Annotated in this window: 24 protein-coding genes and 1 riboswitch; of the genes, 10 read left to right on the top strand and 14 right to left on the bottom strand. The window is 71.3% G+C overall.

All coding sequences use genetic code 11. The features are described 5' to 3' along the window. Position 1: 1 nt before the first annotated feature. Complete coding sequence (bioB, locus tag ACQPZF_RS32870) at positions 2–1,018, bottom strand: biotin synthase BioB (RefSeq protein WP_433263671.1); 1,017 nt, start codon at positions 1,016–1,018, stop codon at positions 2–4. A 359-nt stretch (positions 1,019–1,377) separates the two neighbouring features. Beyond that, positions 1,378–2,094, bottom strand: a complete 717-nt coding sequence (gene bioD, locus ACQPZF_RS32875) for a dethiobiotin synthase (protein ID WP_433263673.1) — start codon at positions 2,092–2,094, stop codon at positions 1,378–1,380. A gap of 60 nt (positions 2,095–2,154) precedes the next feature. Here bioD and ACQPZF_RS32880 point away from each other — a divergent pair, with 60 nt between their 5' ends. Together ACQPZF_RS32880 and ACQPZF_RS32885 are read left to right on the top strand one after the other, a co-directional pair. Next, positions 2,155–2,394, top strand: coding sequence for a glutaredoxin family protein (locus ACQPZF_RS32880; protein ID WP_433263675.1), 240 nt, complete (start codon positions 2,155–2,157; stop codon positions 2,392–2,394). 2 nt (positions 2,395–2,396) lie between these two features. Next, positions 2,397–3,029, top strand: a complete 633-nt coding sequence (locus ACQPZF_RS32885; protein ID WP_433263677.1) for a hypothetical protein — start codon at positions 2,397–2,399, stop codon at positions 3,027–3,029. Positions 3,030–3,153: 124 nt separating this feature from the next. Here ACQPZF_RS32885 and ACQPZF_RS32890 read toward each other — a convergent pair whose 3' ends face one another. Together ACQPZF_RS32890 and ACQPZF_RS32895 are read right to left on the bottom strand one after the other, a co-directional pair. Next, complete coding sequence (locus ACQPZF_RS32890) at positions 3,154–4,422, bottom strand: adenosylmethionine--8-amino-7-oxononanoate transaminase (RefSeq protein WP_433263679.1); 1,269 nt, start codon at positions 4,420–4,422, stop codon at positions 3,154–3,156. Then, positions 4,409–5,635 (bottom strand): cytochrome P450 family protein, encoded by a 1,227-nt coding sequence (locus tag ACQPZF_RS32895; protein WP_433263681.1) that lies wholly within the window; start codon positions 5,633–5,635, stop codon positions 4,409–4,411. The genes ACQPZF_RS32890 and ACQPZF_RS32895 overlap by 14 nt, the downstream gene beginning before the upstream one ends. A 159-nt stretch (positions 5,636–5,794) precedes the next feature. Between ACQPZF_RS32895 and ACQPZF_RS32900 the strand changes: the two genes are divergently transcribed. Genes ACQPZF_RS32900 through ACQPZF_RS32910 form a run of 3 tightly spaced genes read left to right on the top strand, consistent with a single transcriptional unit; the run spans position 5,795 to position 8,879 of the window. Further along, positions 5,795–7,180, top strand: a complete 1,386-nt coding sequence (locus tag ACQPZF_RS32900) for an alpha/beta fold hydrolase (RefSeq protein WP_433263683.1) — start codon at positions 5,795–5,797, stop codon at positions 7,178–7,180. A gap of 20 nt (positions 7,181–7,200) precedes the next feature. Continuing rightward, complete coding sequence (locus tag ACQPZF_RS32905) at positions 7,201–8,244, top strand: sensor histidine kinase (protein ID WP_433263685.1); 1,044 nt, start codon at positions 7,201–7,203, stop codon at positions 8,242–8,244. Beyond that, positions 8,241–8,879 (top strand): response regulator transcription factor, encoded by a 639-nt coding sequence (locus tag ACQPZF_RS32910; protein WP_433263686.1) that lies wholly within the window; start codon positions 8,241–8,243, stop codon positions 8,877–8,879. The genes ACQPZF_RS32905 and ACQPZF_RS32910 overlap by 4 nt, the downstream gene beginning before the upstream one ends. Before the next feature lie 45 nt (positions 8,880–8,924). Here ACQPZF_RS32910 and dnaE read toward each other — a convergent pair whose 3' ends face one another. Continuing rightward, entirely contained in the window at positions 8,925–12,458 is a 3,534-nt protein-coding gene (gene dnaE / locus ACQPZF_RS32915) for a DNA polymerase III subunit alpha (protein WP_433263688.1), read from the bottom strand. A 162-nt stretch (positions 12,459–12,620) separates the two neighbouring features. Here dnaE and ACQPZF_RS32920 point away from each other — a divergent pair, with 162 nt between their 5' ends. Then, positions 12,621–13,511, top strand: coding sequence for an AsnC family protein (locus ACQPZF_RS32920; protein WP_433263690.1), 891 nt, complete (start codon positions 12,621–12,623; stop codon positions 13,509–13,511). Between the two features lie 30 nt (positions 13,512–13,541). On the opposite strand, the gene ACQPZF_RS32925 is transcribed toward ACQPZF_RS32920, so the two are convergent. The 8 genes from ACQPZF_RS32925 to ACQPZF_RS32960 form a co-directional block, all read right to left on the bottom strand. Further along, positions 13,542–14,537, bottom strand: a complete 996-nt coding sequence (locus ACQPZF_RS32925; RefSeq protein ID WP_433263692.1) for an NAD(P)-dependent alcohol dehydrogenase — start codon at positions 14,535–14,537, stop codon at positions 13,542–13,544. 16 nt (positions 14,538–14,553) lie between these two features. Further along, on the bottom strand, positions 14,554–14,934 hold the full coding sequence (locus ACQPZF_RS32930) for a hypothetical protein (RefSeq protein ID WP_433263694.1): 381 nt from the start codon (positions 14,932–14,934) through the stop codon (positions 14,554–14,556). A gap of 77 nt (positions 14,935–15,011) precedes the next feature. Continuing rightward, the gene (locus tag ACQPZF_RS32935; RefSeq protein WP_433263695.1) at positions 15,012–15,941 is read right to left on the bottom strand and encodes an RluA family pseudouridine synthase; all 930 of its coding nucleotides are present in this window, start codon (positions 15,939–15,941) and stop codon (positions 15,012–15,014) included. Continuing rightward, positions 15,938–16,564: a signal peptidase II gene (lspA, locus tag ACQPZF_RS32940; RefSeq protein ID WP_433263697.1), complete on the bottom strand. Its 627-nt coding sequence runs from the start codon at positions 16,562–16,564 to the stop codon at positions 15,938–15,940. The genes ACQPZF_RS32935 and lspA overlap by 4 nt, the downstream gene beginning before the upstream one ends. Positions 16,565–16,568: 4 nt before the next feature. Further along, positions 16,569–17,885, bottom strand: coding sequence for an aminotransferase class V-fold PLP-dependent enzyme (locus ACQPZF_RS32945; RefSeq protein WP_433263699.1), 1,317 nt, complete (start codon positions 17,883–17,885; stop codon positions 16,569–16,571). A 41-nt stretch (positions 17,886–17,926) separates the two neighbouring features. Continuing rightward, positions 17,927–18,041: riboswitch (SAM riboswitch) on the bottom strand. A gap of 117 nt (positions 18,042–18,158) precedes the next feature. Further along, positions 18,159–19,640, bottom strand: coding sequence for a potassium/proton antiporter (locus tag ACQPZF_RS32950; RefSeq protein ID WP_433263701.1), 1,482 nt, complete (start codon positions 19,638–19,640; stop codon positions 18,159–18,161). Positions 19,641–19,786: 146 nt separating this feature from the next. Further along, positions 19,787–20,068: a DUF167 domain-containing protein gene (locus tag ACQPZF_RS32955; RefSeq protein ID WP_433263703.1), complete on the bottom strand. Its 282-nt coding sequence runs from the start codon at positions 20,066–20,068 to the stop codon at positions 19,787–19,789. After that, complete coding sequence (locus ACQPZF_RS32960) at positions 20,061–20,612, bottom strand: TetR/AcrR family transcriptional regulator (protein ID WP_433263705.1); 552 nt, start codon at positions 20,610–20,612, stop codon at positions 20,061–20,063. Before ACQPZF_RS32960 ends, ACQPZF_RS32955 begins: the two co-directional genes overlap by 8 nt. A 54-nt stretch (positions 20,613–20,666) precedes the next feature. Between ACQPZF_RS32960 and ACQPZF_RS32965 the strand changes: the two genes are divergently transcribed. From ACQPZF_RS32965 to ACQPZF_RS32980, 4 genes are all read left to right on the top strand, one after another. After that, on the top strand, positions 20,667–21,110 hold the full coding sequence (locus ACQPZF_RS32965) for an SRPBCC family protein (protein ID WP_433263706.1): 444 nt from the start codon (positions 20,667–20,669) through the stop codon (positions 21,108–21,110). Positions 21,111–21,180: 70 nt separating this feature from the next. Next, positions 21,181–21,729 carry an RNA polymerase sigma factor gene (locus tag ACQPZF_RS32970; RefSeq protein ID WP_433263708.1) on the top strand — a complete coding sequence of 183 codons (549 nt, stop codon included), beginning with the start codon at positions 21,181–21,183 and terminating at the stop codon, positions 21,727–21,729. 221 nt (positions 21,730–21,950) lie between these two features. After that, positions 21,951–22,541, top strand: a complete 591-nt coding sequence (locus ACQPZF_RS32975) for an RNA polymerase sigma factor (protein WP_433274814.1) — start codon at positions 21,951–21,953, stop codon at positions 22,539–22,541. Between the two features lies 1 nt (position 22,542). Beyond that, positions 22,543–22,665: a hypothetical protein gene (locus tag ACQPZF_RS32980; RefSeq protein ID WP_433263710.1), complete on the top strand. Its 123-nt coding sequence runs from the start codon at positions 22,543–22,545 to the stop codon at positions 22,663–22,665. A 62-nt stretch (positions 22,666–22,727) separates the two neighbouring features. Here ACQPZF_RS32980 and ileS read toward each other — a convergent pair whose 3' ends face one another. Then, a complete protein-coding gene (gene ileS, locus ACQPZF_RS32985; RefSeq protein WP_433263712.1) occupies positions 22,728–25,838 on the bottom strand; it encodes an isoleucine--tRNA ligase in 3,111 nt (1,036 codons plus the stop codon). Positions 25,839–26,048: the final 210 nt, after the last annotated feature.

Raw genomic sequence — 26,048 nt, forward strand, 5'->3', positions numbered from 1 at the left:
GTCACAGCGTCTTGCTCAGTTCCTTGATCGGCATCGACAGCTCCTGGAGCATGTCCAGGTCGTCCTGCGCCGGACGGCCCAGGTTGGTCAGGTAGTTGCCGACGATGATCGCGTTGACCCCGCCCAACATGCCCTGCTTGGCGCCGAGATCGCCGAAGGTCAGCTCCCGCCCACCCGCGAACCGCAGGATCGTGCGCGGCAGCGCGAGCCGGAACGCACCGACCGTCCGCAACGCGTCCGGCCCCTCCACGACGGGGTAGTTCTCGTACGGCGTGCCGGGGTTCGGGATGAGGAAGTTCAGCGGCACCTCGTCCGGCTCCAGGGAGGCGAGCTGCACGGCGAACTCGGCCCGCTGCTCCAACGTCTCACCCATCCCGATGATCCCGCCGCAACACACCTCCATCCCGGCGTCCCGCACCATCCGCAACGTCTCCCACCGCTCCTCCCACGAGTGGGTGGTGACGACCTGCGGGAAGTGCGAGCGGGCGGTCTCCAGGTTGTGGTTGTAGCGGTGGACGCCCATCGCGACCAGCTCGTCCACCTGCTCCTGGGTCAACATGCCCAGGGAACACGCGATCTGGATGTCGTTGCCGTCGTCGCGGATGGCCTTGATCCCGTCCCGAACCTGCGACAACAGCCGCTTGTCCGGCCCGCGCACGGCGGCGACGATGCAGAACTCGGTCGCGCCGGTGTCGGCGGTCTGCCGGGCGGCGCGCACGAGCCCGGGAATGTCCAGCCACGCGGAACGCACCGGCGAGGGGAACTGACCGGACTGCGAGCAGAAGTGGCAGTCCTCAGGACACCCGCCGGTCTTCAGCGACACGATCCCCTCAACCTCGACCTCCGGCCCACACCACCGCATCCGGACCTGGTGCGCGACCTCCAACAGGTCGGGAATGCGGTCGTCGCCCAGCCGGAGCACGTCGAGCACCTGCTCCTCGGACAGACCGACACCGCGCTCCAGCACCTGTTCACGGGCAACGCCGAGGATATCGACCTGTTCGGGAGCTGCGGTCACGACTTCTCCATAGGGTTGTCCGGCGGTTGTCCGCCGGCCAGTCTGCCGCACAGCGGTACTCACGACCCAGCGACGTACGTCACTGATACGGTCAACCTGCCCGCCTGCGGCCTCCTTCAGGGTGAACCAGTGCGCTTGGTGTCAACCTGATGCCGCTCCCACCGCATGAGCCTATATAGGCACGGTGGCGGTCTCGGCGGCCGACACGTACGTGCACCAGGTGTATGTCAGACGTGTCGGTCAGCAGATGTGTCCGACCCGTTGGCCAGGTGCGCGAGAGGTCAGCAGACGTCCGGCACCGTGGGCACGCGACCGGCGCCGTTGAAGGTGTCCGGCGCCGTGCGTCGGTAGCCGGCAGGTCAGCAGGTGTGCAGCGCGGCGAACTTCTCCGGGTCGAACGTGCCGCCGAACCAGGGCGACAGCGCACCTCGGGCCATCTCCACGAAGTCGCTTCGACCCAGGGTGGCCGCGCCGTCCGGCAGCACGCCGAGCAGGGGGCCGCCGGCGGCTTCGGGGAGGTCGGCCAGGTTGCAGCGGGCTGCCAGGTCCGGTTCGGCGGGCCAGCGGCCCACTACGACGCCTACCGACTCCAGGCCTCGGTGGAGGAGGGCTTCGGTGGTCAGTGCCGTGGTGTTCAGGGTGCCCAGGCCGGCGTGTGCGACGACCAGGACCGGAGCGTTGAGGGCCCAGGCCGCGTCGGCGATGGTGGTGCCCTCGTCGTCGAAGTGCACGAGCAGGCCGCCTGCGCCCTCCACGAGCACCAGGTCGTGGGTGTGGTCGAGGTCTACCGCTGCGGCGGCTACCTCGCTGGGGTGCACGGTCGGTTGGCCGGCTCGGCGGGCGGCGGTGGCCGGGGCCAGGGGGTCCGGGTATCGGCGCAGTTCGCGGGTGGTTACCGGGCCTGCCAGGCGGATCACTTCGGCCAGGTCGCCTGGCTCGTCGGCGGCGACGCCGGTCTGTGCGGGTTTCAGGACGGCGACCCGGCGGCCGTCGGCGGCTGCCAGGGCGGCCAGCGCGGCGACTACCACCGTCTTGCCGACCTCGGTTCCCGTTCCGGTGATCACGAGGACGCTCACGGGCACTCACCCTACGACTACACGGAGCGTCGCGGCCGGCCACGTTCTAGCATCACGCCTATGGGTGAGATCGTTCTCTACGGTGCGGACTGGTGTGGTGACTGCCGGCGGGCCAAGGCCTGGCTGCGGGAGCACGAAGTGCCGTTTTCCGAGGTCGACGTCGAGCGGGATGATGCTGCTCGGGATCGGGCTGTTGAGTTGGCGGGTGGGCGGAAGAATATTCCGGTGATCGTGTTGCCCGGTGGTGTGGTGCTGGTAGAGCCGACGAACGTCCAGTTGGCGGAAGCCGTCAAGGTCTGACGTTGGGCAGGAAGAACCAGGCCGGCAAGAATCGGACCGCCGGGAACCGGGGCGGGAGGAACCGCGCCGGGAGGAACCGAGGTGTTGGCAGGCCGCGGGCCAAGCCCAAGAACTGGTTCACCAAGCGTCCCGGGTGGCAGCAGACCGGGATCGTCCTGGCCGCTACGGCACTCGGCGTGGGCGGGCACTTCTTCCTGTGGGGCAAGCTGTTCCCAGTGCTCGGCGAGGCGGTGGGCCACATCCCGGTGCTGTCCACGGTCGTCGGCTGGCTGTTCGCGGGCGGCGCGTTCGGTGCGCTGGGCATCGTGGCGATCAACCACGAGACCGCGAAGCCGGAGAACGCGAAGCGGCTGAAGATCGTCGCGTGGGTGTGGTCGGCGGTCGCCGTGTTGTGCATTCCCACCGGTTATGCGAACGGCATCCGGCTGCCGACCGACTTCTGGGCGGGTGTGTACGCCGGTGCGTACGGGGTGGCGGCGGTGCCCCTGGCGTTCCTGGTCGTCGTTGTGCTGTGGGCGCTGGTCGTCAAGCTGGTGAAGCGCAAGGGCGAGCCGACCGGGCAGCCGGTGGGGTGGGTGTTGATCGCGTATTCGGCGCTGCTGCTGGTGTGGGGGTCGACCTTGCTGCGGTCGTGACACCGTCCCGAGAAGCGACACCTTCCCGAGAAGCGACACTGCCCCGAGAAGCGGCACCGTCCCGAGGAGCGACACTGCCCCGAGGAGCGACGCCGTGCCGGGAAGCGACCGCCTCGCACGTCCCTCAACGACGCTGCTCGTGTGACGCCCTGGCCGCCGCCACGACGGCCGATCCGATCGCGGCCACCTCGTCGTCGGTGCTGATGAACGGCGGCATGGTGTAGATCAGGTCGCGGAACGGCCGTAGCCACACGCCGTGTTCGACGGCCGCCGCGGTCGCCGCTGCCATGTCGACCTGGTGGTCGAGCTGCACGACGCCGATGGCGCCCAGCACCCGCACGTCGCCGGGCGCGTCGGCCAGTCCGGCTTTGAGCCCGTCCGACACGCGCTGCACGGACGACCGCCAGTCCTGGGACAGCAGGAGGTCGATCGACGCCAGCGACACGGCCGAGGCGAGCGGGTTGCCCATGAACGTCGGTCCGTGGGCCAGCACCGGCACTTCGCCGCGGGAGATGCCGTCCGCGACGCGGCCGGTGCACAGGGTTGCCGCCATGGACAGGTATCCGCCGGTCAGCGCTTTGCCGACGCACATGATGTCCGGGCTGACGGAGGCGTGGTCGGCGGCGAACAGCTCGCCGGTCCGGCCGAAGCCGGTGGCGATCTCGTCGAAGATCAGGAGCACGTCGTGCGCCAGCGTCAGTTCGCGGAGCACGTGCAGGTAGCGCGGGTCGTGGAACCGCATGCCGCCCGCGCCTTGGACGACGGGTTCCACGATGACGGCGGCCAGTTCGCCGGCGTGCTGTTCGATGAGCCGTGCCAGCTCTTCCACGTACGAGGTCTCCAGCGAGCGTGGTGGCGCGGAGGCGAACACCTGGTCTGGCAGCACGCCGCGCCACAGCGAGTGCATGCCGCCTTCCGGGTCGCACACGGACATGGGCTGGAACGTGTCCCCGTGGTACCCGCCGCGCCAGGTGAGCAGCCGCTGTTTCTCCGGTCGTCCCTGCGAGCGCCAGTACTGGAGGGCCATCTTCACCGCGACTTCGACCGACACCGATCCCGAGTCGCACAGGAAGACGTGTTCCAGCGGCGGGGGCGTGATCTCGACCAGTCGTGCGGCGAGGGCCACGGCGGGTTCGTGGGTGAGGCCGCCGAACATCACGTGGCTCATCCGGCCGAGTTGGTCGCGCACGGCGGCGTCGAGCACGGGGTGCCGGTAGCCGTGGATGGCGGCCCACCAGGAGGACATGCCGTCGATGAGTTCGCGGCCGTCGTCCAGCCGGAGCCGGACACCCTCCGCCGCCGTGACGACGAGCGGCTGGTGGGTGCCCGGCATCGGGCCGTACGGGTGCCAGACGTGTGCCTGATCCAGCTTCAGCAGCTCATCGCGGTCCACGAGCCGAGAGGCTAACCGGCAGTGTGTAGAGGCCGCGAATGAGTGTGCTGGACCGCCACCGCAGCGTCTCGGGTTCGTCGGCCAGGCCGATGTCGTACCGGTCGAGCAGGGTGCCGACGGCGATCTCGCCTTCGATGCGGGCGAGTGGCGCGCCGAGGCAGTAGTGGATGCCGTGTCCGAAGGCGAGGTGGCCGCCGGCGGGCCGGGTGATGTCGAACGTCTCCCCGTCCGGGAACCGGTTGTCGTCGCGGTTCGCGGAGATGAGCGACGCGAGCACGATCTCGCCTTCGGGGATGGTCACGTCGCCGACTGTCACCGCTTCGGTGGTGAAGCGGAACGTGGCCTGGTTGACCGGTCCTTCGTAGCGGAGGAATTCCTCCACCGCGCCGGGCAGCAGGGATCGGTCGGCGCGGAGCTTTTCGAGCTGTTCGGGGTGGCGCAGCAGGTTGAGCACGCCGGTGGCGATCAGGTTGACGGTGGTCTCGTGGCCGGCGACCAGGAGCAGGAAGGCCATCGAGATCAGTTCGGTGTGGTCGAGCCGGTCGTCGTCCTCGGTGGCGTGGACGAGGGCGGAGAAGATGTCGTCGCCGGGGTTGGCGCGCTTGTCGTCCACCATGCGGGACAGGAACGCCGCCATCGCGCCGCCTGCCTCTTGGATAATGGCGGGTTCGTTGCCCGCGAGGAGGATGTTGGACCAGCGCCGGAAGTCGTCGCGCTGGTCCATCGGCACGTCGAGTATTTCGCAGATGACCGTGATGGGCAGCGGGAACGCGAGTGCTTCCACGAGGTCGACCTCGGGTTGCCCGGCGACCGCGTCGAGCAGTTCGTCGGTGATCTCCTGGATGCGCGGGCGGAGCCGTTCGACCCGGCGCGCGGTGAAGGCCTTGGTGACGAGTTTGCGCAGTCGGGTGTGGCTGGGCGGGTCGCTGTTGAGCATGTGCTGGGCGAGTGACTGCTCGAAGCGGGCGCGTTCGCCTTCGCCGACGAAGTGCCGGTCGAACAGCGGCTCGAACTGGCTGTAGTCCTTGCTGAACCGCGCGTCGGCGAGCACGAGCCGGGCTTCTTCGTAGCGGGTGACCAGCCAGGCTTTGAGGCCGCGCGGCAGGACGACCTGGTGGGCGGCGGACTGTTCGCGCAGTGCGGCGTGGAACGTGTGCGGGTCTTGGAAGTACTCGTCGCCCAGTTCTTCCTGGGTGATGGTGTTCTCCCCCATGGTGGCCCCTCCTGTTTGAGTTAACCCTGTTAACTCAACGTTCGGGGAATGCCGGATGGTGCCCGTTCCGCCGAACGTCACTCGATCAGCCTAACGATCCTGTCCGATATCTACCGGAAGGCAGACGTGTGGGCGGTTTCCGCTTGGTCGGATCGGTCCATGAAGATCACACGCATGGCCTGCGCCCTGGGGGTGCTCGGGCTGCTCGCCGCCGGCTCGGGGTGGGCTTCGGCGGCGGACCGCGACCGCGTCGGGTGGCGGGCGTGCCACGACGGCCTGTGGTGCGCCGGGGTCGAGGTCCCCGCCGACTGGTCCCGGCCGCGCGGGGACCGGATCGCCGTGGGGCTGCTGAAGATCCCCGCCCGCGGCGACCGGCTCGGCACGCTCCTGCTGAACCCCGGCGGGCCCGGCCCGTCGATCCGGAACTTCGCCCTCCCGACGTACCGGGACCAGTTCGCGGAGTTGGCGGAACGGTTCGACGTCGTGGTGTTCGACCCGCGCGGCATCGGCGAGAGCGGCGGCGTCACCTGCCCCGGCCCGAACCCCGTCGCCGTGACACCGCCGCTGACCGAGGCCGGCCACGCCTCCTATACCGCGGCCAACGCGCGGTTCGCCGCGGACTGCGCACCCGCCACGGGGTCGTTGCGGGTGAACGCCCGGCAGGTCGCCCACGACATGGAGGCCGTCCGGGTCGCGTTGGGTGAGCGGAGGCTGAACTACTTCGGCAACTCCTACGGCACGGTGTACGGGCAGGCCTACGCCGACCTGTTCGGTCGCAACGTGGGCCGGATGTACCTGGACAGCGTGCTGGACCACACGCGGCGGGACCTCGCGGACTGGACCCGGCCGGCCGCCATCACCGCCGAACGCAACCTGCACCGGCTCGCCGCGTGGTGCGCCGAGGACCCCGCCTGCGCCCTGCACGGCCAGGACCTGGTGGCGGTGTGGGACCGGGTGCTCGCCCGCGCGCCGATCCCCGCTCCCGGCACGGACGGCGTGGACGCGACCGCGATCCTGGCGTGGGCGGCCGGCCGGATCGGCAACGACCGCGGTTGGCCGGCCCTCGCGACCGGGCTCGCGCAGGCCGACCAGGGCGACGCGACCGCGATGGTCCGCCGAGGGTGGCTGCCCGACACGAGTCTCGCGCGGACCGCGCTGTGCTCCGACTTCGTCTTCCCGGACGACTACGACAGCCTCAAACGGGTCGAGACCGGACTCCGGCAGACCGTCGCGCCGCGACTGGGCTGGGCGACGCAGGCGTGGAACGTCTCCGGGCACTGCTCGGGCCTGCCCAGAACAGGTCTGCACCCGCCGCGGCCGATCCACGCGCACGGCCTGCCGCCCGTGCTGATCGCCAACGGGGACAACGACCCGCTGACGCCCGCCGAACACGGCCGACGCGTCGCGGCGCAGCTCCCCGGCGCGCGATACCTCGCCGTGGACGGCAACCACGGTCTCTACCTGCGCGGGAACAGGTGCGTGCGGGACCACGTGAACCACTACCTGTGGACGGGTGGGCTGCCGTGGGCGGGCGCACGCTGCTGAGCCGCGTGTACAAACGTGCCATGGACCGCCGCCGGGACGCGTTGTCAGCGCTCCTGGCGGCGGCCGTGGTGCTGGCACTGGGCCTGTTGGAGCACCCGACGGACGTGGCGGCCCGGACCGCCGCCTCGATCGCCGTCGCGGCGCCGCTGGCCGTGCGCCGCACCCTTCCCCTCACCGCGGCGGTCGCGTCGGCGGCGGTGGCGATCGCCGGCACCGCCACCCTCCCGGCCTGGCCCGGCAGCCTCGTCGCGACGGCCGCGTTCGCCTCGGCCGCCTACCACCGCCACCCCCTGCCGGTGCTCGCGCTCTCCGTGTCCTGGCAGGTGGTCGGCAAGCTGCTGGCGATCAAGCCCGACGGCGCGGCGACGGTCACCGACCTGGTCCTGCTGGGCGTCGCCCCGGTGGCCGTCGGCCACGCGCTGCGGCTCCACCGCGGACGGGCCGAGCAGGCGGAATCCCTCTACCGCGAGGAAACCCGCCGGGTGGTGGCCGAGGAACACGCCCGCATCGGCCGCGAAGTGCACGACGCCGTGGGCCACCACCTCACCGCGATCCGCCTCCAGGCCACCGCCGTCCGCCACGTCGGCACCGCCCTCCCCCCGGCCGCGGACCAGGCGCTGGCCTCGATCGCCGACTCGTCCGCCGCGGCCCTCGCCGAGATCCGCGACGTGCTGGCAGTGGTGCGGGACAACGGCACGAGCCTCGCCGACCTGCGTGCCCTGGCGGACCGGGCCACCACCCCGGTCAGCCTCACCCGGACCGGGCCGGCCGACCCGCTGCCGCCGGCGGTCGACCACGCCGGCTACCGGCTCGTGCAGGAAGCCCTGACCAACGCCCTCAAGCACTCCGACGCGACCAGGATCGACGTGACGATCCACCAGGACCGCCACGCCCTCGCCATCACGGTGGCGGACAACGGGAACACCACGCGCACCGACACCGAAGGCGAGGGCCTGCGCGGCATGGGAGAACGCGTCCGACTGCTCGGCGGCACGCTCCGGATCACACCCGCCGACCCGCACGGCTGGCGCGTCGAAGCCCGCCTCCCCCTGGGCCGGCCGTGATCCGCACCCTGATCGCCGACGACCAGGCCCCGGTCCGGTGGGCGCTGCGCCTGATCCTGGACGCCGAACCGGACATCGAGGTGGTGGACGAGGCGGGCGACGGCGCGGAAGCCGTCGACAAGGCGCGGTGGCGGGGCGTGGACGTGGTGGTGCTGGACCTCCGGATGCCCCGCCTGGACGGGATCGCCGCGATCCGCCGGCTCGCCGACTCGGTCAACCCGCCGCCCGCCGTGGTCGCCCTGACCACGTTCGACCTGGACGAGTACCTGTTCGGCGCGCTCCAGGCCGGCGCGGCGGGCTTCGTGCTCAAGGACAGCGACCCCACCCTGCTGGTCGACGCCGTGCGCGCGGCGGCGAAAGGCCAGGGGCTCATCGACCCCCAGGTCACCCGCCGGACGATCCGGAGGTTCGCCGAACTCGCCCCGCGCCCCGTCCAGACCGACGACCGGCTCACCCCGCGGGAACGCGAAGTGCTGCTCCTGGTCGCCCGGGGCCTGAGCAACGCCGAGATCGCCGACGCCCTCACCGTCGGCGAGGGCACGGTCAAGACGCACGTGGCGCGGGTGCTGGCCAAGCTCGGCCTGCGCACCCGCGTCCACCTCGTCATCCACGCCTACGAGAACGGTCTCCGGTGAACGCGGTCGACCCAGCCCCACGAGGACGGGCTCCGGTGAGCGCCGTCAGCCCAGGCAGCCCGGACCCAGCAACGCCTTCAGGTCGCCCATCAACGACGGCGTCGGGCTCACCCGCAGCGCGTCGTCCAGCTTCAGCAGCGTGTTCCGGCTGGAGTTGATCACCAGGTTGAGGTGCACCTCGGTCGTCCCGGGGTGCGCCCGCAGCACTTCCTTCAGCGACGTCACCAGCTTCGGGTCGCAGCGCGACGCCGACACCTTCAGCTTCAGCGCCTGCGCGCCCAGCTCCGACAGGTCCGGCACCACGAGGTCGTTGGCGATCAGCGAGATCCGGTCCTCGCGCTTCGCCACCCGCGCCTTCACCAGCACGATCGCGTCCTCGGCCACCGACATCCCGTGGATCACGTAGCTCTTCGGGAAGAACAGCACCTCGATGCCACCGGCCAGGTCCTCAAGCTGCGCCGACGCCCACGGCTCGCCGTTCTTGTTCACCCGCCGCGTCACCGACGCCAGGATGCCGCCCAGCGTCACCTGCGTCCCGTCCGGCACGTCGCCTTCCAGGATGCGGGCGATCGAAGTGTCCGAATAGGACTCCAGCACCTGCTCCACGCCGTTGAGCGGGTGCCCGGACACGTAGAGCCCCAGCATCTCCCGCTCCAGCGTCAACTGGTGCTTGGGCTCCCAGAACTCGTCCGGGATCTTCACGTCGAAGACGCTCGCGCCGTCGTCGCCGCCACCGTCGCCGAACAGGTCGAACTGGCCGCGCGCCTCTTCCTTCTTGGTCAGCATGATCGCGTCGACCGCCTCGACGTGCACCATGTGCAGGCCCTTGCGCGGGTGGCCGAGCGAGTCGAACGCCCCGGACTTGATGAGCGATTCCACGACCTTCTTGTTGCACACCGTCGCGTCGACCTTGCGCAGGAAGTCGGAGAAGTCGGCGAACTTCCCCTTCTCCTTGCGCGCCTTGATGATCGCCTCGACCACGTTCGCGCCGACGTTGCGGATCGCGCCCAGCCCGAACCGGATGTCGTCGCCGACCGCGACGAACTCCCGCTCCGACTCGTTGACGTCCGGCGGCAGCACGGTGATGCCCATCCGGCGGCACTCGGCCAGGTAGATGGCCGACTTGTCCTTGTTGTCGGAGTTCGTGGTGAGCAGCGCGGCCATGTACTCGCCGGGGTAGTTCGCCTTCAGGTACGCGGTCCAGTACGCGATCAGGCCGTACGCGGCGGAGTGCGCCTTGTTGAACGCATAGTCGGCGAACGGGACCAGGATGTCCCACAGGGTCTTGATGGCCTCCGGCGAGTAGCCGTTGTCCAGCATGCCCTTCTCGAAGCCCTCGAACTCCTTGTCGAGGATCTCCTTCTTCTTCTTGCCCATCGCGCGGCGCAGCAGGTCCGCTTGGGCCAGCGAGTAGCCCGCGACCTTCCGCGCGATCGCCATGACCTGCTCCTGGTACACGATCAGGCCGTAGGTCGTGTCCAGGATCTCCGCCAAGGGCTCTTCCAGCTCCTTGTGGATCGGCACGATCTCCTGCTGCTTGTTCTTGCGCAGCGCGTAGTTCGTGTGCGAGTTCGCGCCCATCGGACCCGGCCGGTACAGGGCGATGACGGCCGAGACGTCCTCGAAGTTGTCCGGCCGCATCAGCCGCAGCAGGTCCCGCAGCGCGCCGCCGTCGAGCTGGAACACGCCCAGCGTGTCGCCCCGCCCCAGCAGCTCGTAGGTCTTCTTGTCCTCCAACGGGACCGTCGCGATGTCGATCGCGCCCTTGCCGTTCAGCTCGATGTTCTTCAGGGCGTCGTCGATCGTGGTCAGGTTGCTCAGGCCCAGGAAGTCCATCTTCAGCAGGCCGAGCGTCTCGCAGGTCGGGTAGTCGAACTGCGTGATGATCGACCCGTCCTGTGGCCGCCGCCACACCGGGATGTGGTCCGTCAGCGGCTCGGCGGACATGATCACCGCGCAGGCGTGCACGCCCGCGTTGCGGATCAGGCCCTCCAGGCCCCGCCCGGTGTCGATGATCTCCTTGACCTGCGGGTCCGTGTCGTACAGGGCGCGGACCTCGGCGGCCTCCGAGTACCGCTTGTGCGACGCGTCGAACACGCCGGCCAGCGGGATGTCCTTGCCCATCACGGCCGGCGGCATCGCCTTGGAGATCCGGTCCGCCACCGCGTAGCCGGGCTGCCCGTACAGCACCCGGGCGGAGTCCTTGATCGCCGCCTTCGCCTTGATGGTGCCGAACGTGATCACCTGGGCGACCTTGTCCGAGCCCCACTTCTCCGTCACGTACCGGATCACGTCACCGCGCCGGCGCTCGTCGAAGTCGATGTCGATGTCGGGCGGGCTGACCCGGTCCGGGTTCAGGAACCGCTCGAAGATCAGGCCGTGCGCCAGCGGGTCCAGGTCGGTGATGCCCATCGCGTACGCGATCAGCGCGCCCGCCGCCGAGCCGCGGCCGGGACCGACCCGGATGCCGGACTCCTTGGCCCAGTTGATGAAGTCGGCCACCACCAGGAAGTACGACGGGAAGCCCATCTGCAGGATGACGTCGATCTCGAACTCGACCTGCTTGCGGTGCACCTCGTCCACGCCCTGCGGGAAGCGGCGGCGCATGCCCTCCCACACCTCGTCGCGGAAGTAGTCCGCCTCGGTCTTGCCCTCCGGCACCGGGTAGCGCGGCATCAGGTTCTGGAACGCGAACATGCCGGTGGTGTCGACCTTCTCCGCCACCAGCAGCGTGTTGCGGCACCCCTCCTGCCACGCGTCGGACGAGTCGATCGCCCGCATCTCCTCCGGCGACTTCAGGTAGTAGCCCGTGCCGTCGAACTTGAACCGGCTCGGGTCCTGGAGCGTCTTGCCGGTCTGCACGCACAGCAGCGCGTCGTGCGCCTCGCGATCCTCGGCGTAGGTGTAGTGCGAGTCGTTCGTCACCACGAACGGGATGCTCAGCTTGCGGGCGATGTCCATCAGCCCGCCGCGGACCCGGCTCTCGATCTCGATGCCGTGGTCCATCAGCTCCACGAAGAAGTTGTCCGCGCCGTAGATGTCCCGCCACTTCGCGGCGGCCTCCAGCGCCTCCTTCTCGTGCCCCAGCCGCAACCGGGTCTGCACCTCGCCGGACGGGCAGCCGGTGGTCGCCATCAGCCCCGCCGAGTGCTCGGCGATCAGCTCGGCGTCCATCCGCGCCCACTTGCCGAGCTGGCCCTCCGTGGAGGCGCGGCTGGCGACCTTCATCAGGTTGTGCAGGCCCTCGTTGGTGCGGGCCCAGATCGTCTGGTGGGTGTACGCGCCACTGGCCGACACGTCGTCGGACTTCTGGCCGGGATCGCCCCACAGCACGCGCTTCTTGTTGAACCGGGACTCGGGCGCCAGGTACGCCTCGATGCCCACCACCGGCTTGATGCCGGCCGCCGTCGCCTGCCGGTAGAAGTCGTAGGCGCCGTACATGTTGCCGTGGTCGGTGATCGCGGCGGCGGTCATGCCGAGGCGCTCGCACTCGGCGAACATGTCCTTCAGCTTCGCCGCGCCGTCCAGCATCGAGTACTCGGTGTGCACGTGGAGGTGCACAAACGAGTCCGCCACCATGCCTCCTCGGAGATCGTAACTGCCCGGTGGGAAGGCGCGGGCACGAGACTCCCGACCCTATAACTTCCCGGCCGGACGGGTGAAGCGGGACACGGGGCTTTCGCGGACCTCCACGGCGGGGCGGCGCAGCGAAGATCGCCACAGGCGGGTAGCGTTCAAGGGGTGGTAGCGCCGGATCCCGTCGACGCCCGTCTCCTGGCCATGCTCGCGGAGATGGGCCGTGCCGCCGTGCACGAGCTGGCCGCGAGACTGGGCATGGATCCGCGCGAAGCCGCCACCCGGCTGATCACCTTGTCCGGCAGCGGGTTGCCGCTGCTGGTGGGCGTCGAGTGCGATCCGAACGGCATCCGCAAGGCGTTGGCCAACAGCGTGGCCTGGGGCAACTACACCGGGCCCCAGGGTGCGCGCGGCACGCCCAGCGGCCCGTACCAGCCCGCTCCCGGCACGGTGCGCGGCACGCCGTCCGGCGCGTACCGGCAGGGCCCGCCCAGCGGCCCGTTCCCCGCGCAGCCCCACTCCGGCCCGGTGCCGGTGCAGTCCGGCCCGATGCCCGCGCCCGAGCCGATGAGCACGTGGGGGCCGCCGCAGTCGTCCGGGTGGGCGCGCGGTGACCAGGCCCCTTCGCCCAAGTCGCGCACCGGCAAGATCGGCAGCACGTTGGAGACCGAGGGCCTGGAAGGCGCCCGGTTCACCATCCAGCTCGTCGAGGTGGTCGACCCGGCGGACTTCCTGTTCACCGCCGCCGGGTACAAGCTGGCCGACGGCGAGCGGGCGGTCGTCGTGCACACCGAGTTGGCCAACATCGGCACGGTGGCGTTCAACGCGCTGCCCGACATGTACCTGGTGCTGATGACCAACACCGGTGAGACGATCGGCAAGGCGCCCGTGTCGCTGTCGTCCCGGCCGCCGCACAAGATCGGCGTGCAGCCCGGGGAGACGGCCGGCGGGCACACCGTCTACGTGCTTCCCGAGAACACCGCGGTCACGTCGGTCCGGTGGAGTTCCCGGCCGGAGACCGATCTCAACACCCTCGTCTGGACGGTCGACGACTGAGACCGTGGCGGCCGGTGGCTCGCGGCGCGCCTAGACGGTCACCACCACCTTGCCGCGGGTGTGGCCCTGCTCGACGTAGGTGATCGCGTCGGCGACCTGGTCCAAGGGGTACGTCCGGTCGATCACCGGGCGTGCTTTGCCCGACGTCAGGAGTTCGCCCACGGTCGCCAGGTCCTCGCGGCGGTTGCGGGCCAGGAACGGCATCAGGCGTTGGGTCGCCAGGGTGGTCAGCAGCAGCATTCCCACCGGGCGCAGCAAGGGGCTCACCAGGTGGTCCTCGAAGGTCTTCTGGCCGATCCCGACGAGCGTCCCCCTCGGGGTGAGCGCCCGCCGGATCTCCGCCAGGGCGCGGTTGCCGGCCATGTCCAGGATCAGGTCGTACGGCCGGCTCTCCGACTTCGTGAAGTCCTCGGCCGTGTAGTCGACCACGCGGTCCGCGCCCAGCGCGCGGACCAGATCCACGTTGTCGCCGCGGCAGACTCCGGTCACGTGCGCGTCGAACGCCTTCGCGAACTGCACCGCGAACGATCCCACGCCGCCCGCCGCGCCGTTGACCAGCACTCGCTGTCCCGCTTGCAGCCTGCCCACGTCCCTCAGCGCCTGCAACGCGGACAGCGCCGCGACCGGCACCGCCGCCGCCTGCTCGAACGTCAGGTTCTCCGGCTTGGCCAGCAGCACGGCGTCCTCGCGGAAGCAGGCGTACTCGGCGAACGCGGCGCTGCGCAACTCCGCCGACGTACCCCGACCGCCGAACACCTCGTCGCCCACCGCGAACCGGGTGACCTCGGCGCCCACCTGCTCGACCTGCCCCGCCAGATCGGCGCCCAGGCCCCCGCCCGGACGGGCCAGGCCGGACGCGGCCCGGGTCACGAACGGTGTGCCGCGCACGAAGTGCGAGTCGAGCGGGTTGACGCCGGCCGCCCGGACCCGGACCAGCACGTCGCGCGGACCTACCTCCGGTAGGTCGACGTCCTGTAACCGCAGCACTTCAGGTGCGCCGTAAGTCTCGTAGCGGATCGCTTTCACCAGTCCCCCTGCATCGTCACTTGTCGCGGTTGAACAGCTTTCCCAGGAACGAGCGCTTGGCGGCCGGTGGCGCGGCGTCCGGTCGGGGCGCGGGCTGCTCGTGGGACGCAGGCCGCGCTTGGGGCGCGGGCGGCGGTGTTTCCGGCAGTTCGCCGCCGATCACGGCGGGAGCGACGCTCCACCCGTCCGGATCGGTCGCGGCGGGCGTGAAACGGTTGCGATAGACCGGCTCGTCCTCCACGGGGCGCGCCCGCTGGGCCCGGTGCTGGGCCTCGGCCGCGGCCCAGGCGTCCACCGTGCCCGGCGCCATCGGCGCGGCGCGGCGGCCCGCTGACGGGTCGACCCGCGGGATGCCTTGCGGTGGCGTGCGATCCGGATCATCGATGTGCGTTGACACCACGCGTACCTCCCATACGAGCGGGCCTGTTGATCCGAACGTTACGCGAACGCGACCTGCGTGGGGAGGCGATGTGGTCAGCCCTCGGCTCGGAGCAACTCCAGCGCCGCCGCCAGGTCGTCCGGGTACTCGCTGGTGAACTCCACCCACTGCCCGTCCGCCGGGTGGTGGAAGCCCAGGGTGCGGGCGTGCAGCCACTGCCGCGTGACGCCCAGCCGCTTGGCCAGCACCGGGTCCGCGCCGTAGGTCAGGTCACCGACGCACGGGTGCCGCAACGCCGAGAAGTGCACCCGGATCTGGTGCGTGCGACCGGTTTCCAGGTGCACGTCCAGCAGCGACGCCGCCCGGAACGCCTCCACCACCTCGTAGTGGGTGATGCTCGGCTTGCCGTTGGCCATCACGGCGAACTTGTAGTCGTGCTTGGGATGCCGGTCGATCGGCGCGTCGATGGTGCCCTTGATCGGGTCCGGGTGCCCCTGCACCAGCGCGTGGTACAGCTTGTCGACGGTCCGTTCCTTGAACGCGTGCTTCAGCGCCGAGTACGCGTGCTCGCTCTTGGCGACGACCATCACGCCCGTGGTGCCGACGTCCAGCCGGTGCACGACGCCCTGCCGCTCGGCCGCGCCCGAGGTGGCGATCCGCACACCCGCCGCCGCGAGGCCGCCGACGACGGTCGGGCCGGTCCAGCCGGGACTGGGGTGCACGGCCACGCCGACCGGCTTGTCCACCACGATGATGTCGTCGTCCTCGTGCAGGACCTCCAGGCCCTCCACGGCGATCGCCTGCACCTGCACGGGCCGTTCCGGCTCGGGCAGCGTCACCTCCAGCCGCGACCCGGCCACCAGCCGGTCGGACTTGCCCGCGGGCTGCCCGTCCAGCACGACCGCGCCGGACTCGGTGAGCGACGCCACCACCGTCCGGGACAGGCCGAGCAGCTTCGCGAGCCCGGCGTCCACCCGCATCCCGTCCAGGCCGTCGGGCACGGGCAGCGTCCGGTAGCCGCTCATGCGCCCTTCCCCGCGGACTTCTTGTCCACCCGCGTGCCGTCGTAGTCGCGCTGGAGGATCGCCATCAGCACGATCACCCCGCCGCCGACGCAGATCGCGGAGTCGGCGATGTTGAACGCCGGGAAGAACGCGCCGTAGGGCTCGACGACCGAGATGAAGTCCACGACGTGCCCGCGCAGCGGTCCGGGACCGCGGAACAGCCGGTCCACCAGGTTGCCCAGCGCGCCGCCCAGCACCAGGCCCAGGCCGATGGCCCAGCCGACCGACCGGAGCTTGCGGGCGATCCACAGGATGAACCCGACCACGCCGCACGCGACCAGCGCGAGGATCACCGTCCAGCCCGACGCCAGGCCGAACGCCGCGCCCGAGTTGCGCAGGAACGACAGGTACACGAGGCCGCCGAACAGCTCGACCGGCTCCTCGCCCTCCAGCGTCGCCACGGCGACGATCTTGGTCACCAGGTCCAGCGCCAACACCACCGGCGCGATCACCGCCAGCAGCGCCACCCGGCGCTTCGGCAGCGGCTGCCCGGCTCCGGCGTCGGTCGGGACGTCCGGCTCGACGCCCGACTCGCTGTTCGGCCCGGTGTTGGACTCTGTGCTCACCGGGCCATTGTCCAGCATCGCGTCAGCGCAGGAACGGCGGGAGCGCCCGGTCGTCGTCCACCGGCTCCCAGCGGCCGTCGACGATCCGGTAATCCGACCGCGGACCCTCGACCACGAGCGACCGCAGAGCCGCCACGAGCCGGTCCACGTGCCCGACCGTCGTGCCCAGCCCCAGCGACGCGCGCAGCGCCCGGTCGCCTTCGGCGAGCCGGTGCACGGCCACGTGCGCGCAGAACGCCCCGTCCCGCACCCCGATGCCGTGCTCGGCGGACAGCGCCGCCGCCAGGAACCCGGCGTCCTGGCCGCCGACCACGAAGCTCACCACGCCCACCCGGTCGTGCGCGGAGCCGAACAACGCCAGCTCCCGCACACCGGGAACGGTCGCGAGGCCGGCCCGGAGCCGGGACAGCAGCTCCCGCTCGTGCGCGACGGTCTGCTCCCAGTGCCGCCCCAGCACGTCGCACGCCACCGCGAGGGCGTGCACGCCCACCACGTTCGGCGACCCGGCCTCGTGCCGCTCGGGCACCGCCGACCACGCCACGCCCAGCCGGTCGCCGTGGTCGGTGACCCGTGCCGTCGCGCCGCCGCCGACCAGGTACGGGTCGGCGGCCTGCAACCAGTCCGCCCGCCCCACCAGCACACCGGCCCCGAACGGGGCGTAGACCTTGTGCCCGGACAGCACCGCGTAGTCCACGTCCAGCGCCCGCAGGTCCACCGGCCGGTGCGGGGCGAGCTGGGCCGCGTCCAGCGCGATCCGCGCGCCGTGCCGCCGGGCCACCGCCGCCAGCTCCGCCACCGGCCACACCTCGCCGGTCACGTTCGACGCGCCGGTCACCACGACCAGCCGAGGGCCCTCCGGCGTGGCGCGCAGCGCGCGGTCCAGCTCCAGCACCGCCGCGGCGGGCGTCGCGGGCGTGCGCAGCCGCCGCACGTTCGGCCCGCGCCACGGCAGCAGCGCGGCGTGGTGCTCGGTGTCGAACAACACCACGGACGTGCGCCGCGGCAGGCTGCGGGCCAGCAGGTTCAGCGAGTCGGTCGTGTTGCGGGTGAACACCACGGTGTCACTCGGCCGCGCGCCGAGGAACCGGCGCACCGAGTCACGCGCCTGCTCGTAGACGCGGGTGGACACCCGGGACGCGAAGCCCGCGCCCCGGTGCACGCTCGCGTACCAGGGCAGCAGCTCGTTCACGGCGTCCCGCACCTGCTCCAGGCAGGGCGCGCTGGCGGCGTGGTCGAGGTTCGCGTACTCGACGCGCTCCCCGGTGACCAGCGGCACGCGCAGCGCGGCGCCGACGACACGGGGCAGAGCGGCGATCGATCCGGGAACTGCGACAGTCACGGCAACCCTCCGACGGGTCCGGCGGACTCCGTGGCATGGGAGGCCCGCGCTTGCCCGACGCCCTGCGCGCCAGGCCAGGTCCTCATCGGGGGCACCCCACCGCGGTAGGAGGGTTGCCGGCCAGCTAGCCCGAGCTTCGCGCTGGCACTCATGACCTCGCCGCCGACGCTAGCCGACATCCGGCCGCCGGGTCGAGCGGCGTTCACATTCTGGGAGCGTCACGGCAGCCCGGCATCGCCCTTCAGCGCGAACCGCCCGGCCCGGCCGCTCGGATCACGGCAGCCCGGCATCGCCCTTCCAACGCGCGAACCGCCCGGCCCGGTCGACCGCGCGGATGCGGCGCTCGGTCGCCGTCCGGGCGGTCTCGGTGCACACCACCAGCAACTGGTCGTGCTCCTGCAACCGGGTGGTCGGCTCCGGCGTGAACCCCTGGTCGGCGCGCACCACGAGGCTCACCGACGCCCCCGGCGGCAGCCGCAGCTCGGACAGGTACACCCCGTGCAGCTTGGACCCGCCCTGGATGCGGACCTGGAGCAGCTCCGCGCCCAGCTCGTCCAGCGCCGAGGAGTCGACCTCGACCTCCGTGGCCTCCCCCGACCGCACCAGCTTCAGCCACCGGGCCAGCCACGGCAATGAGGTGCCCTGCACCACGGTCAGCACGATGACCAGCACGAACACCGCGTCCACGAGCTGCTGCGCGCCGGGCACCTGCTGGATGAGCGGGATGAGGGCGAACACGATCGGCACCGCGCCGCGCAGCCCCGACCACGAGATGAACACCTGCTCGCGCCACGGCACGCGGAACGGCAGCGCGGCGACCACCACCGACAGCGGCCGGGCGAGCAGCACCAGCACCGCGCCCGCCACCAGCGCCGGCACCAGCGCCTCCAGCAGCCGGCCCGGCGAGGCGTACAGGCCGAGCAGCACGAACAGCCCGATCTGCGCGATCCAGCCCAGGCCCTCGGCGAACGACAGCGTGTCCGACCGGTGCGGCAGCCGGGCGTTGCCCAGGACCAGCGCGGCGATGTACACGGCGAGGAAGCCGGACGCGTGCGCGAGGTCGCCCACCGTGTAGGCCAGCAGGCAGACCGCGACCGTGGCCAGCGGGTACAGGCCCGTCGACGGCAGCGCCGCCCGCCGCAGCCCGACGCCGCCGAGCCACCCGAGCGCGATGCCGATCGCCGCGCCCGCGACCAGCTCGTACCCCATCAGCAGCGGCGCGGTCCAGGTCACCGGGTCGGGCGAGGCGAGCAGCACGACCGCGATGTACACCGGGGCGTCGTTGATGCCGGACTCCAGCTCCAGCGGACCGATCAGCCGCTTGCCCACCCCGACCCCGCGCAGCACGCTGAACACCGCCGCCGCGTCGGTGGACGACAGCACCGCGCCCCACAGCAGGGCGGTGCGCCAGTCCAGGCCCAGCAGGTGGTGCAGCGCCAGGCCGGTGACGCCGATGCTGACCGCCACGGACACTGTGGACAGTGCGATGCCCAGGCCCAGCGCCGGTTTCACCGACGACCAGCGGGTCGTCAGACCGCCCTCGGTGAGGATCAGCACGAGCGCCGCCGTGCCCAGCGAACGGGTCAGGTCGGCGTCCTCGAACTGGATGCCGACCACCGCTTCGCCGAGCAGCACGCCGATGCCCAGGTACAACAGGAGCGAGGGCAGACCCAGCTTGATCGACACCCGCACCGCGATGACGGAGACCAGCAGAACCGCGGCGCCGATGCCGAGAACGGCAGTCACACCACCCACTCGACCTCCTGTTGTTCACTCGGTGGAGGTCATTCTCCCTGGTGACACCGATTTGGACTAATCCGGCAATCGTCACACCGCCGCCCGGCCCGTCGCGGCGGCCCGGCACCGACCGTCCACATCGGACCGCGGAGGCCGGGCGGGCGCTAGCCGTCCAGCAGGCGTGCCAGCCTTTCCCGCGCGTCCGGCGGGGCCGGGTCGACCTGCACGACCTTGTCCCGGCCGCGTTCGCCGCGCACCACTCGGACGTCCTGCCTGCGCACGCCGAACGCCTCGGCCAGCGCCTTGCGCACGGCCTCGTTCGCCTTGCCCTCCACGGCGGGGGCGGCGACCGCGACGACCAGCGCCGTCCCGTTCCACCGGCCGCCCACGGCGTCCCGCTTCGCGCCCGGCTTCACCCGGACGTCCAGCCGGAAGACGTCAGGCACGGGACGTCACCGCGGCCAGCATGTCCTCCAGCAGCGCCCGGCGGGCGGTGACGACGTGCGGGGTGCTGGACAGCAACTGCGCCTGTCCCAGGTAGACGGAGTAGGCGAGGACGGCCCGGTGCCGCGCGGTCCCGTCCGGGAAGCCCATGGCGCGGAACAGGTCCTCCAGGTAGCCGATGCGCCGCTCGGCGACCCGGCGCAGCACGGGCGCGACCGCCGGGTCGTCCTTGGCGGCGAGCATGGCCAGCTCGACCGCGCTGTCCCGGATGTCCTCCAGCACCATGCCGAACAGCAGCCGCAACCGGCCCAGCGGGGTGGTCTCGGCCTCGACCCGTTCGATCACGGCCTCGGTGTGCTCGCGTTCCCAGCGTTCGAGGGTGGCCGTGAGCAGCGCCTCGCGGTTGGGGAAGTGCCAGTAGGCGCTGCCCTTGGTCGCACCGAGCCGGACGGCGAGCGGTTCGACGGCCACCGCCGCCACACCGCCCTCGGCCAGCGCCCGCAGGGCCACCCCGGTCCAGTCGTCTTTCGTCCGGCGCTTCCTCACAACTCCGTACGCTACCGTATGGTCAGCACCATACGGAGCCGTATGGAGGAAACCATGATCGAGAACGTGCACGGGCGGCAGGTGCCCGGCGACAACTGGGTCGACCGGGTGGTCGAGCTGTGGCCGGCCGACCGGTGGCCGCGGCTGGTGCTCGACCGGCCGCTCGGCGTCGGCGCGGACGGCGGCCACGGCTTCGTCCGCTACCGGTGCACGGCCTACGAGCCCGGCAAGCGGGTGGAGTTCGCCTTCGACCCTCGACTCGGCCTGGTCGGGACGCACACCCTGGAAGCCGTGCCGGGCGGCGTGCGGCACGTGCTCACGGGTCACCCGACCGGGTGGATGCGGCTGTGGTGGCCGCTCGCGGTGCGGTGGCTGCACGACGCCCTGATCGAGGACCTGTTCGACAACATCAGCGTTTCCGCCGGTCAGGCGATCCGGCCGGCGCGCTGGTCGCCGTGGGTGCGCACGCTGAGGGCGGTCCTGCGCCGCACCGCCTGAACCGGCGGCATCCACAACCCTCCACGGCGTCCGTCTTCCGGGTGCCGGGCGCTGACCAGAGGGAGGGTTCGTGACACCGGGAGACTCCGATGACCACGCAGCCGCCTTCAGCGACTTCTACCACCGCGAGCGCACCCGGCTCGTCCGGTTCGCCGCCGTGATGTCCCCGCACCTCGACCACGAGTCCGCGGTGCAGGAGGCGTTCGTCAGCGCCTGGCGCAACTGGCCGTCGATCAGCCCGCCCGCCCGCCGGGCGTGGCTGGCCAAGACCATCCGCAACCTGCTGGTCGACCAGGCCCGGCGGCTGGAGCGGCCCAGCGAGGTGACCGACGAGGTCGTCGCGCGGTCCCGCATCCTGGTGCAGCGGCATCGCGAAGCCGAGGCGTGGCACGAGCTGACCAGCACGCTCGCCGCCATCGCCCGGCTGCCCGACCAGTTGCGCACGGCCCTGGTGCTGAGGTTCTGGGACTTCGGCGACGACGAGATCGCCGACGTGCTGGGATGCAGACGCGAGTCCGTGCGCCGGTACGTGTCGGACGCGCGGGCGAGGGTCAGCGAGACGGTCGGCAACTCCGAGCGCCGGGTGCGGGGCCCGCGGCGCGGGAAGGGGACACGATGACCGACGACGACCCGGACTCGCCACCGAACCCGAACTCGCCGAAAGAACCGGACTCGCCGACAAACCCGGACTCGCCGACAGACCCGAACCCGAACTCGCCGACAAACCCGGACTCGCCGACAGACCCGGACTCGCCGGCGGACCTGGACCCGCGCCTGGCCGACCTGCGCGCCGAACTGAGCGAGGCGATCCCCGACGACCCCGGCGCGGACGACCTGGGCGTGGCGGCGATCATCGCGCAGGCCTCACCCACGCCGACCACCCCGGAACGCCACGCGGCCCTGCTCACCGCCGCGCGCGACGGCGACCGCCGGGCCCTGAACACGCTGATCGCCGAACTGACCCCGCTGGTCTGGCACGTGACCCGCGGCAACGGCCTGGACCAGCAAGTGGCCGAGGACGTGGTGCAGACCGTGTGGCTGAGCCTGCTGCGGCACCTGGACCGGATCGCCGAACCACGGGCCCTGGCGGGCTGGCTCATCGTCACCACGCGCCGGGAGGCGCACCGGGCGTGGCGCGAGGCGAACGGCCGGGCGGCGCTGTCGACGGACTCGGCCGTCGACGTCCCGGACACCCGCTGGCTGCCGGAGACCGAAGCCCTGCGCGACGACCGCGACCGCCGCCTGTGGCGGGCCTTCGCCACGCTGCCCCGCCGCTGCCAGGAACTGCTGCGCCTCACCGTGCTGGCCGGCCGCGCCGAGTACCGGGCCGTGGCCGAGGCGCTGTCCATGCCGAGGGGCAGCATCGGCCCCACCAGAGGCCGCTGCCTGCACACACTGCGCTCCCACCTGGACCGCGAGGGAGGTGCCTGACATGCCCGACGACCTCGCCCCGTGGCTGGACGACCTGGTCACCACCCTCGACCCGCCGCCGCCCCACCTGGTGGAACGAGTCCACCTGCTGGTGGCGATCGCCCTGGCGTTCCGGGTGGCCTGAGCCTCCCCGATGGCCTGACGGACGCCGCACGGCCCGGAGCCGTGCGGCGTCACCCCGTCAGCTCAGATCCGCCGCACCGCGACCTTCACCTTCACCCCGTCGCCCACGACACCGACCGAGCCCTCCTCCACGGACCCGTAGGACACCTCGCTGCTCAACGTCTCCGAGGCCACGAACTCCTCGAACCGCCGCACCGCCTCGTCGACCTCCCCGGCAGGGAGCTGCAAGACCAGCGAGATCCGGTCCGACACCTCCAGGCCGGCGTCCTTCCGCGCCTGCTGCACGACCCGCACCAGGTCACGGGCGACGCCCTCGGCGGCCAGCTCCCCGGTCACCTCGGTGTCCAGCACGACCAGCCCGCTGTTCTGCGGCAACGCCGCCGTGGCGCCCCGGTCGGTCGCGACCAGCCGCTGCTCGTACTCCTCCGGGAACAGCTCGACGCCCGCCGCCACCACCGTCCCGTTCACCTCGGTCCAGTCGCCCGCCTTGACGGCCTTGATCACCTTCTGCACGTCCGGCCCCAGCCGGGGGCCCGCCGCCCGCGCGTTCACCGCGAGCTGGAAGTGCCCGTACGCGTCCACGTCGGTGGTCAGCTCGACCTCCTTGACGTTCACCTCGTCCCGTAGGATTCCGGTGAACGCCTCCAGCCGCGCCGCCTCGCCGGCCGCGATCACGAGCTTCGCCAGCGGCAGCCGCACCCGCAGCTTGTTGGCCTTGCGCAGCGACAACGCGGTCGACGCCACCTGCCGCACCTGGTCCATCGCTGCCACCAGGGCGTCGTCGGCCGGCAGGTCCGAGGCGCGCGGGAAGTCGGCCAGGTGCACCGAGCGCCCGCCGGTCAGACCCCGCCACACGGCCTCGGTGGTCAGCGGCAGCAGCGGCGCGGCCACCCGGCTCACCACCTCCAGCACGGTGTGCAGCGTGTCCACCGCGTCCTGGTCGCCCGCCCAGAACCGGTCCCGGGACCGGCGGACGTACCAGTTCGTCAGCACCTCCAGGTACTCCCGGATGGACGCGCACGCGCCGGAGATGTCGTACGTGTCGAGCTGCCCCGTCACCTCCGCCACCAGGTCGTGCGTCTTCGCCAGCGCGTACCGGTCGAGCACGTGCGGCGAATCCGTCCGCCACGTCCCCTCGACGTCCTCCGCGTTCGCGTACAACGCGAGGAAGTGCCAGGCGTTCCACAGCGGCAGCACCGCCTGGCGCACCGCGTCGCGGATACCGCGCTCGGTGACGACCAGGTCGCCGCCCCGCAGGATCGGGGACGCCATCAGGAACCACCGCATGGCGTCCGAGCCGTCGCGGTCGAAGACCTCGTTCACGTCCGGGTAGTTCTTGCGCGACTTGGACATCTTCTGGCCGTCGTCGCCCAGCACGATCCCGTGCGCCACGCAGTTCTTGAACGCCGGCCGGTCGAACAACGCGGTCGCCAGCACGTGCATCGTGTAGAACCAGCCGCGGGTCTGGCCGTTGTACTCCACGATGAAGTCGCCCGGGTAGTGGTCGTCGAACCACTCCGAGTTCTCGAACGGGTAGTGCACCTGGGCGAACGACATCGCGCCCGACTCGAACCAGCAGTCCAGCACCTCGGGCACCCGGCGCATCACCGACTTCCCGGTCGGGTCGTCCGGGTTCGGCCGGGTCAACTGGTCGATGTAGGGCCGGTGCAGGTCGGTCGGGCGCACGCCGAAGTCGCGCTCCAGCTCGTCCAGCGAGCCGTACACGTCCACCCGCGGGTGCTCCGGGTCGTCCGACACCCACACCGGGATCGGCGAGCCCCAGAACCGGTTCCGCGAGATGTTCCAGTCCCGCGCGTTCTCCAGCCACTTGCCGAACTGGCCGTCCCGGATGTGCTCGGGCACCCAGTTGATCTGCTGGTTCAGCTCGACCATCCGGTCCTTGAACCGCGACACGGCGACGAACCAGGACGACACGGCCCGCTGGATCAACGGGTTGTCGCACCGCCAGCAGTGCGGGTACGGGTGGTCGTAGGTCTCGTGGCGCAGCAGCAGGCCCGCGTCCCGCAGGTCGCGGATGATCGCCTTGTTCGCGTCGAAGACGTGCTGCCCCTCGTACGGCGGCACGTCCGCGGTGAACCGGCCGTGCGGGTCGACCGGCACGACGACCTCGATGCCCGCCGCGTCGGTGACGACCTTGTCCTCCTCACCGAACGCGGGCGCGATGTGGACGATGCCCGTGCCGTCCTCGGTGGTGACGTAGTCGGCGGCCAGCACCTGGTGGGCGTTCTCCCTGCCCACGAAGAAGTCGAACGGCGGCGCGTACCGGCGGCCCACCAGGTCGCTGCCCTTGTAGCGGGCGACGACCGGGGGCTCCTCGCCCAGCTCACGGGCGTACGCGGGCACGCGGGCCTCGGCGAGCAGGTAGCGCTCGCCGTTCGCCTCCACGGTCACGTAGTCCACGTCCGGGTGCACCGCGGCGGCCAGGTTGGACGGCAGGGTCCACGGCGTCGTCGTCCACACCAGCGCCAACTCGCCGGAGTCGAGCCGCAGGCCGACCGTCACCGCCGGGTCCTGCCGGTCCCGGTAGGTGTCGTCCATCTTGGTCTCGGTGTTGGACAGCGGCGTCTCGCAGCGCCAGCAGTACCAGAGCACCCGGAAGCCCTCGTAGACCAAGCCCTTGTCCCACAAGGTCTTGAAGGCCCACATGACGCTTTCCATGTAGTCCGGGTCGAGGGTCTTGTAGTCGTGGTCGAAGTCCACCCAGCGCGCCTGCCGGGTCACGTAGTCGCGCCACTGGCCGGTGTACCGGAGCACCGAGGTGCGGCAGACCTCGTTGAACTTCTCGATGCCGAACGCCTCGATCTCGGACTTCGACGAGAACCCGAGCTGCTTCTCGGCCTCCACCTCGGCGGGCAGGCCGTGCGTGTCCCAGCCGAACCGCCGCTCGACGTGCCGGCCGCGCATGGTCTGGTAGCGCGGGACGACGTCCTTGACGTAGCCGGTCAGCAGGTGGCCGTAGTGCGGCAGGCCGTTGGCGAACGGCGGGCCGTCGTAGAAGACGAACTCGTTGGCGCCCCGGTCCCCCGCCGGACGGGCGTCGATCGAGGCCTGGAACGTCCGGTCGGACCGCCAGAAGTCGAGGACGTCCTGTTCGAGGACGGGAAAGGACGGCTGGGAGGGCACCGAGCCCCCACCTGCCTTCGGGTAGGCCATCGTGCTGCTCCTCGCGTGCTGCGTCATTCCGGCACGCGGGGACGACACGCCGGGCCAGGCGCACCGCGGTACCACCCCGCTTGCCGACGCAGGTTCACGACGGCCTCTCGTTGACGGCTGTGACGGGCCGCACCCGTCCGGTTCTACTGAGGCTCGCGCCCGTTCTTCCGGAGGCTCCCCGGTGATGGCCGGATCGACGCCGTGCTCACT

This window comes from Actinosynnema sp. CS-041913 (assembly GCF_050942485.1).
GTDB lineage: Bacteria > Actinomycetota > Actinomycetes > Mycobacteriales > Pseudonocardiaceae > Actinosynnema.

Coding starts and splice junctions, on each gene's coding strand:
- ACQPZF_RS32880 (WP_433263675.1), top strand. CDS start 2,155: ATGGGTGAGATCGTTCTCTACGGTGCGGACTGGTGTGGTGACTGCCGG.
- ACQPZF_RS32895 (WP_433263681.1), bottom strand. CDS start 5,635: ATGGGGGAGAACACCATCACCCAGGAAGAACTGGGCGACGAGTACTTC.
- ACQPZF_RS32900 (WP_433263683.1), top strand. CDS start 5,795: ATGAAGATCACACGCATGGCCTGCGCCCTGGGGGTGCTCGGGCTGCTC.
- ACQPZF_RS32905 (WP_433263685.1), top strand. CDS start 7,201: ATGGACCGCCGCCGGGACGCGTTGTCAGCGCTCCTGGCGGCGGCCGTG.
- dnaE (WP_433263688.1), bottom strand. CDS start 12,458: ATGGTGGCGGACTCGTTTGTGCACCTCCACGTGCACACCGAGTACTCG.
- ACQPZF_RS32935 (WP_433263695.1), bottom strand. CDS start 15,941: ATGAGCGGCTACCGGACGCTGCCCGTGCCCGACGGCCTGGACGGGATG.
- lspA (WP_433263697.1), bottom strand. CDS start 16,564: ATGCTGGACAATGGCCCGGTGAGCACAGAGTCCAACACCGGGCCGAAC.
- ACQPZF_RS32965 (WP_433263706.1), top strand. CDS start 20,667: ATGATCGAGAACGTGCACGGGCGGCAGGTGCCCGGCGACAACTGGGTC.
- ACQPZF_RS32980 (WP_433263710.1), top strand. CDS start 22,543: ATGCCCGACGACCTCGCCCCGTGGCTGGACGACCTGGTCACCACCCTC.
- ileS (WP_433263712.1), bottom strand. CDS start 25,838: ATGGCCTACCCGAAGGCAGGTGGGGGCTCGGTGCCCTCCCAGCCGTCC.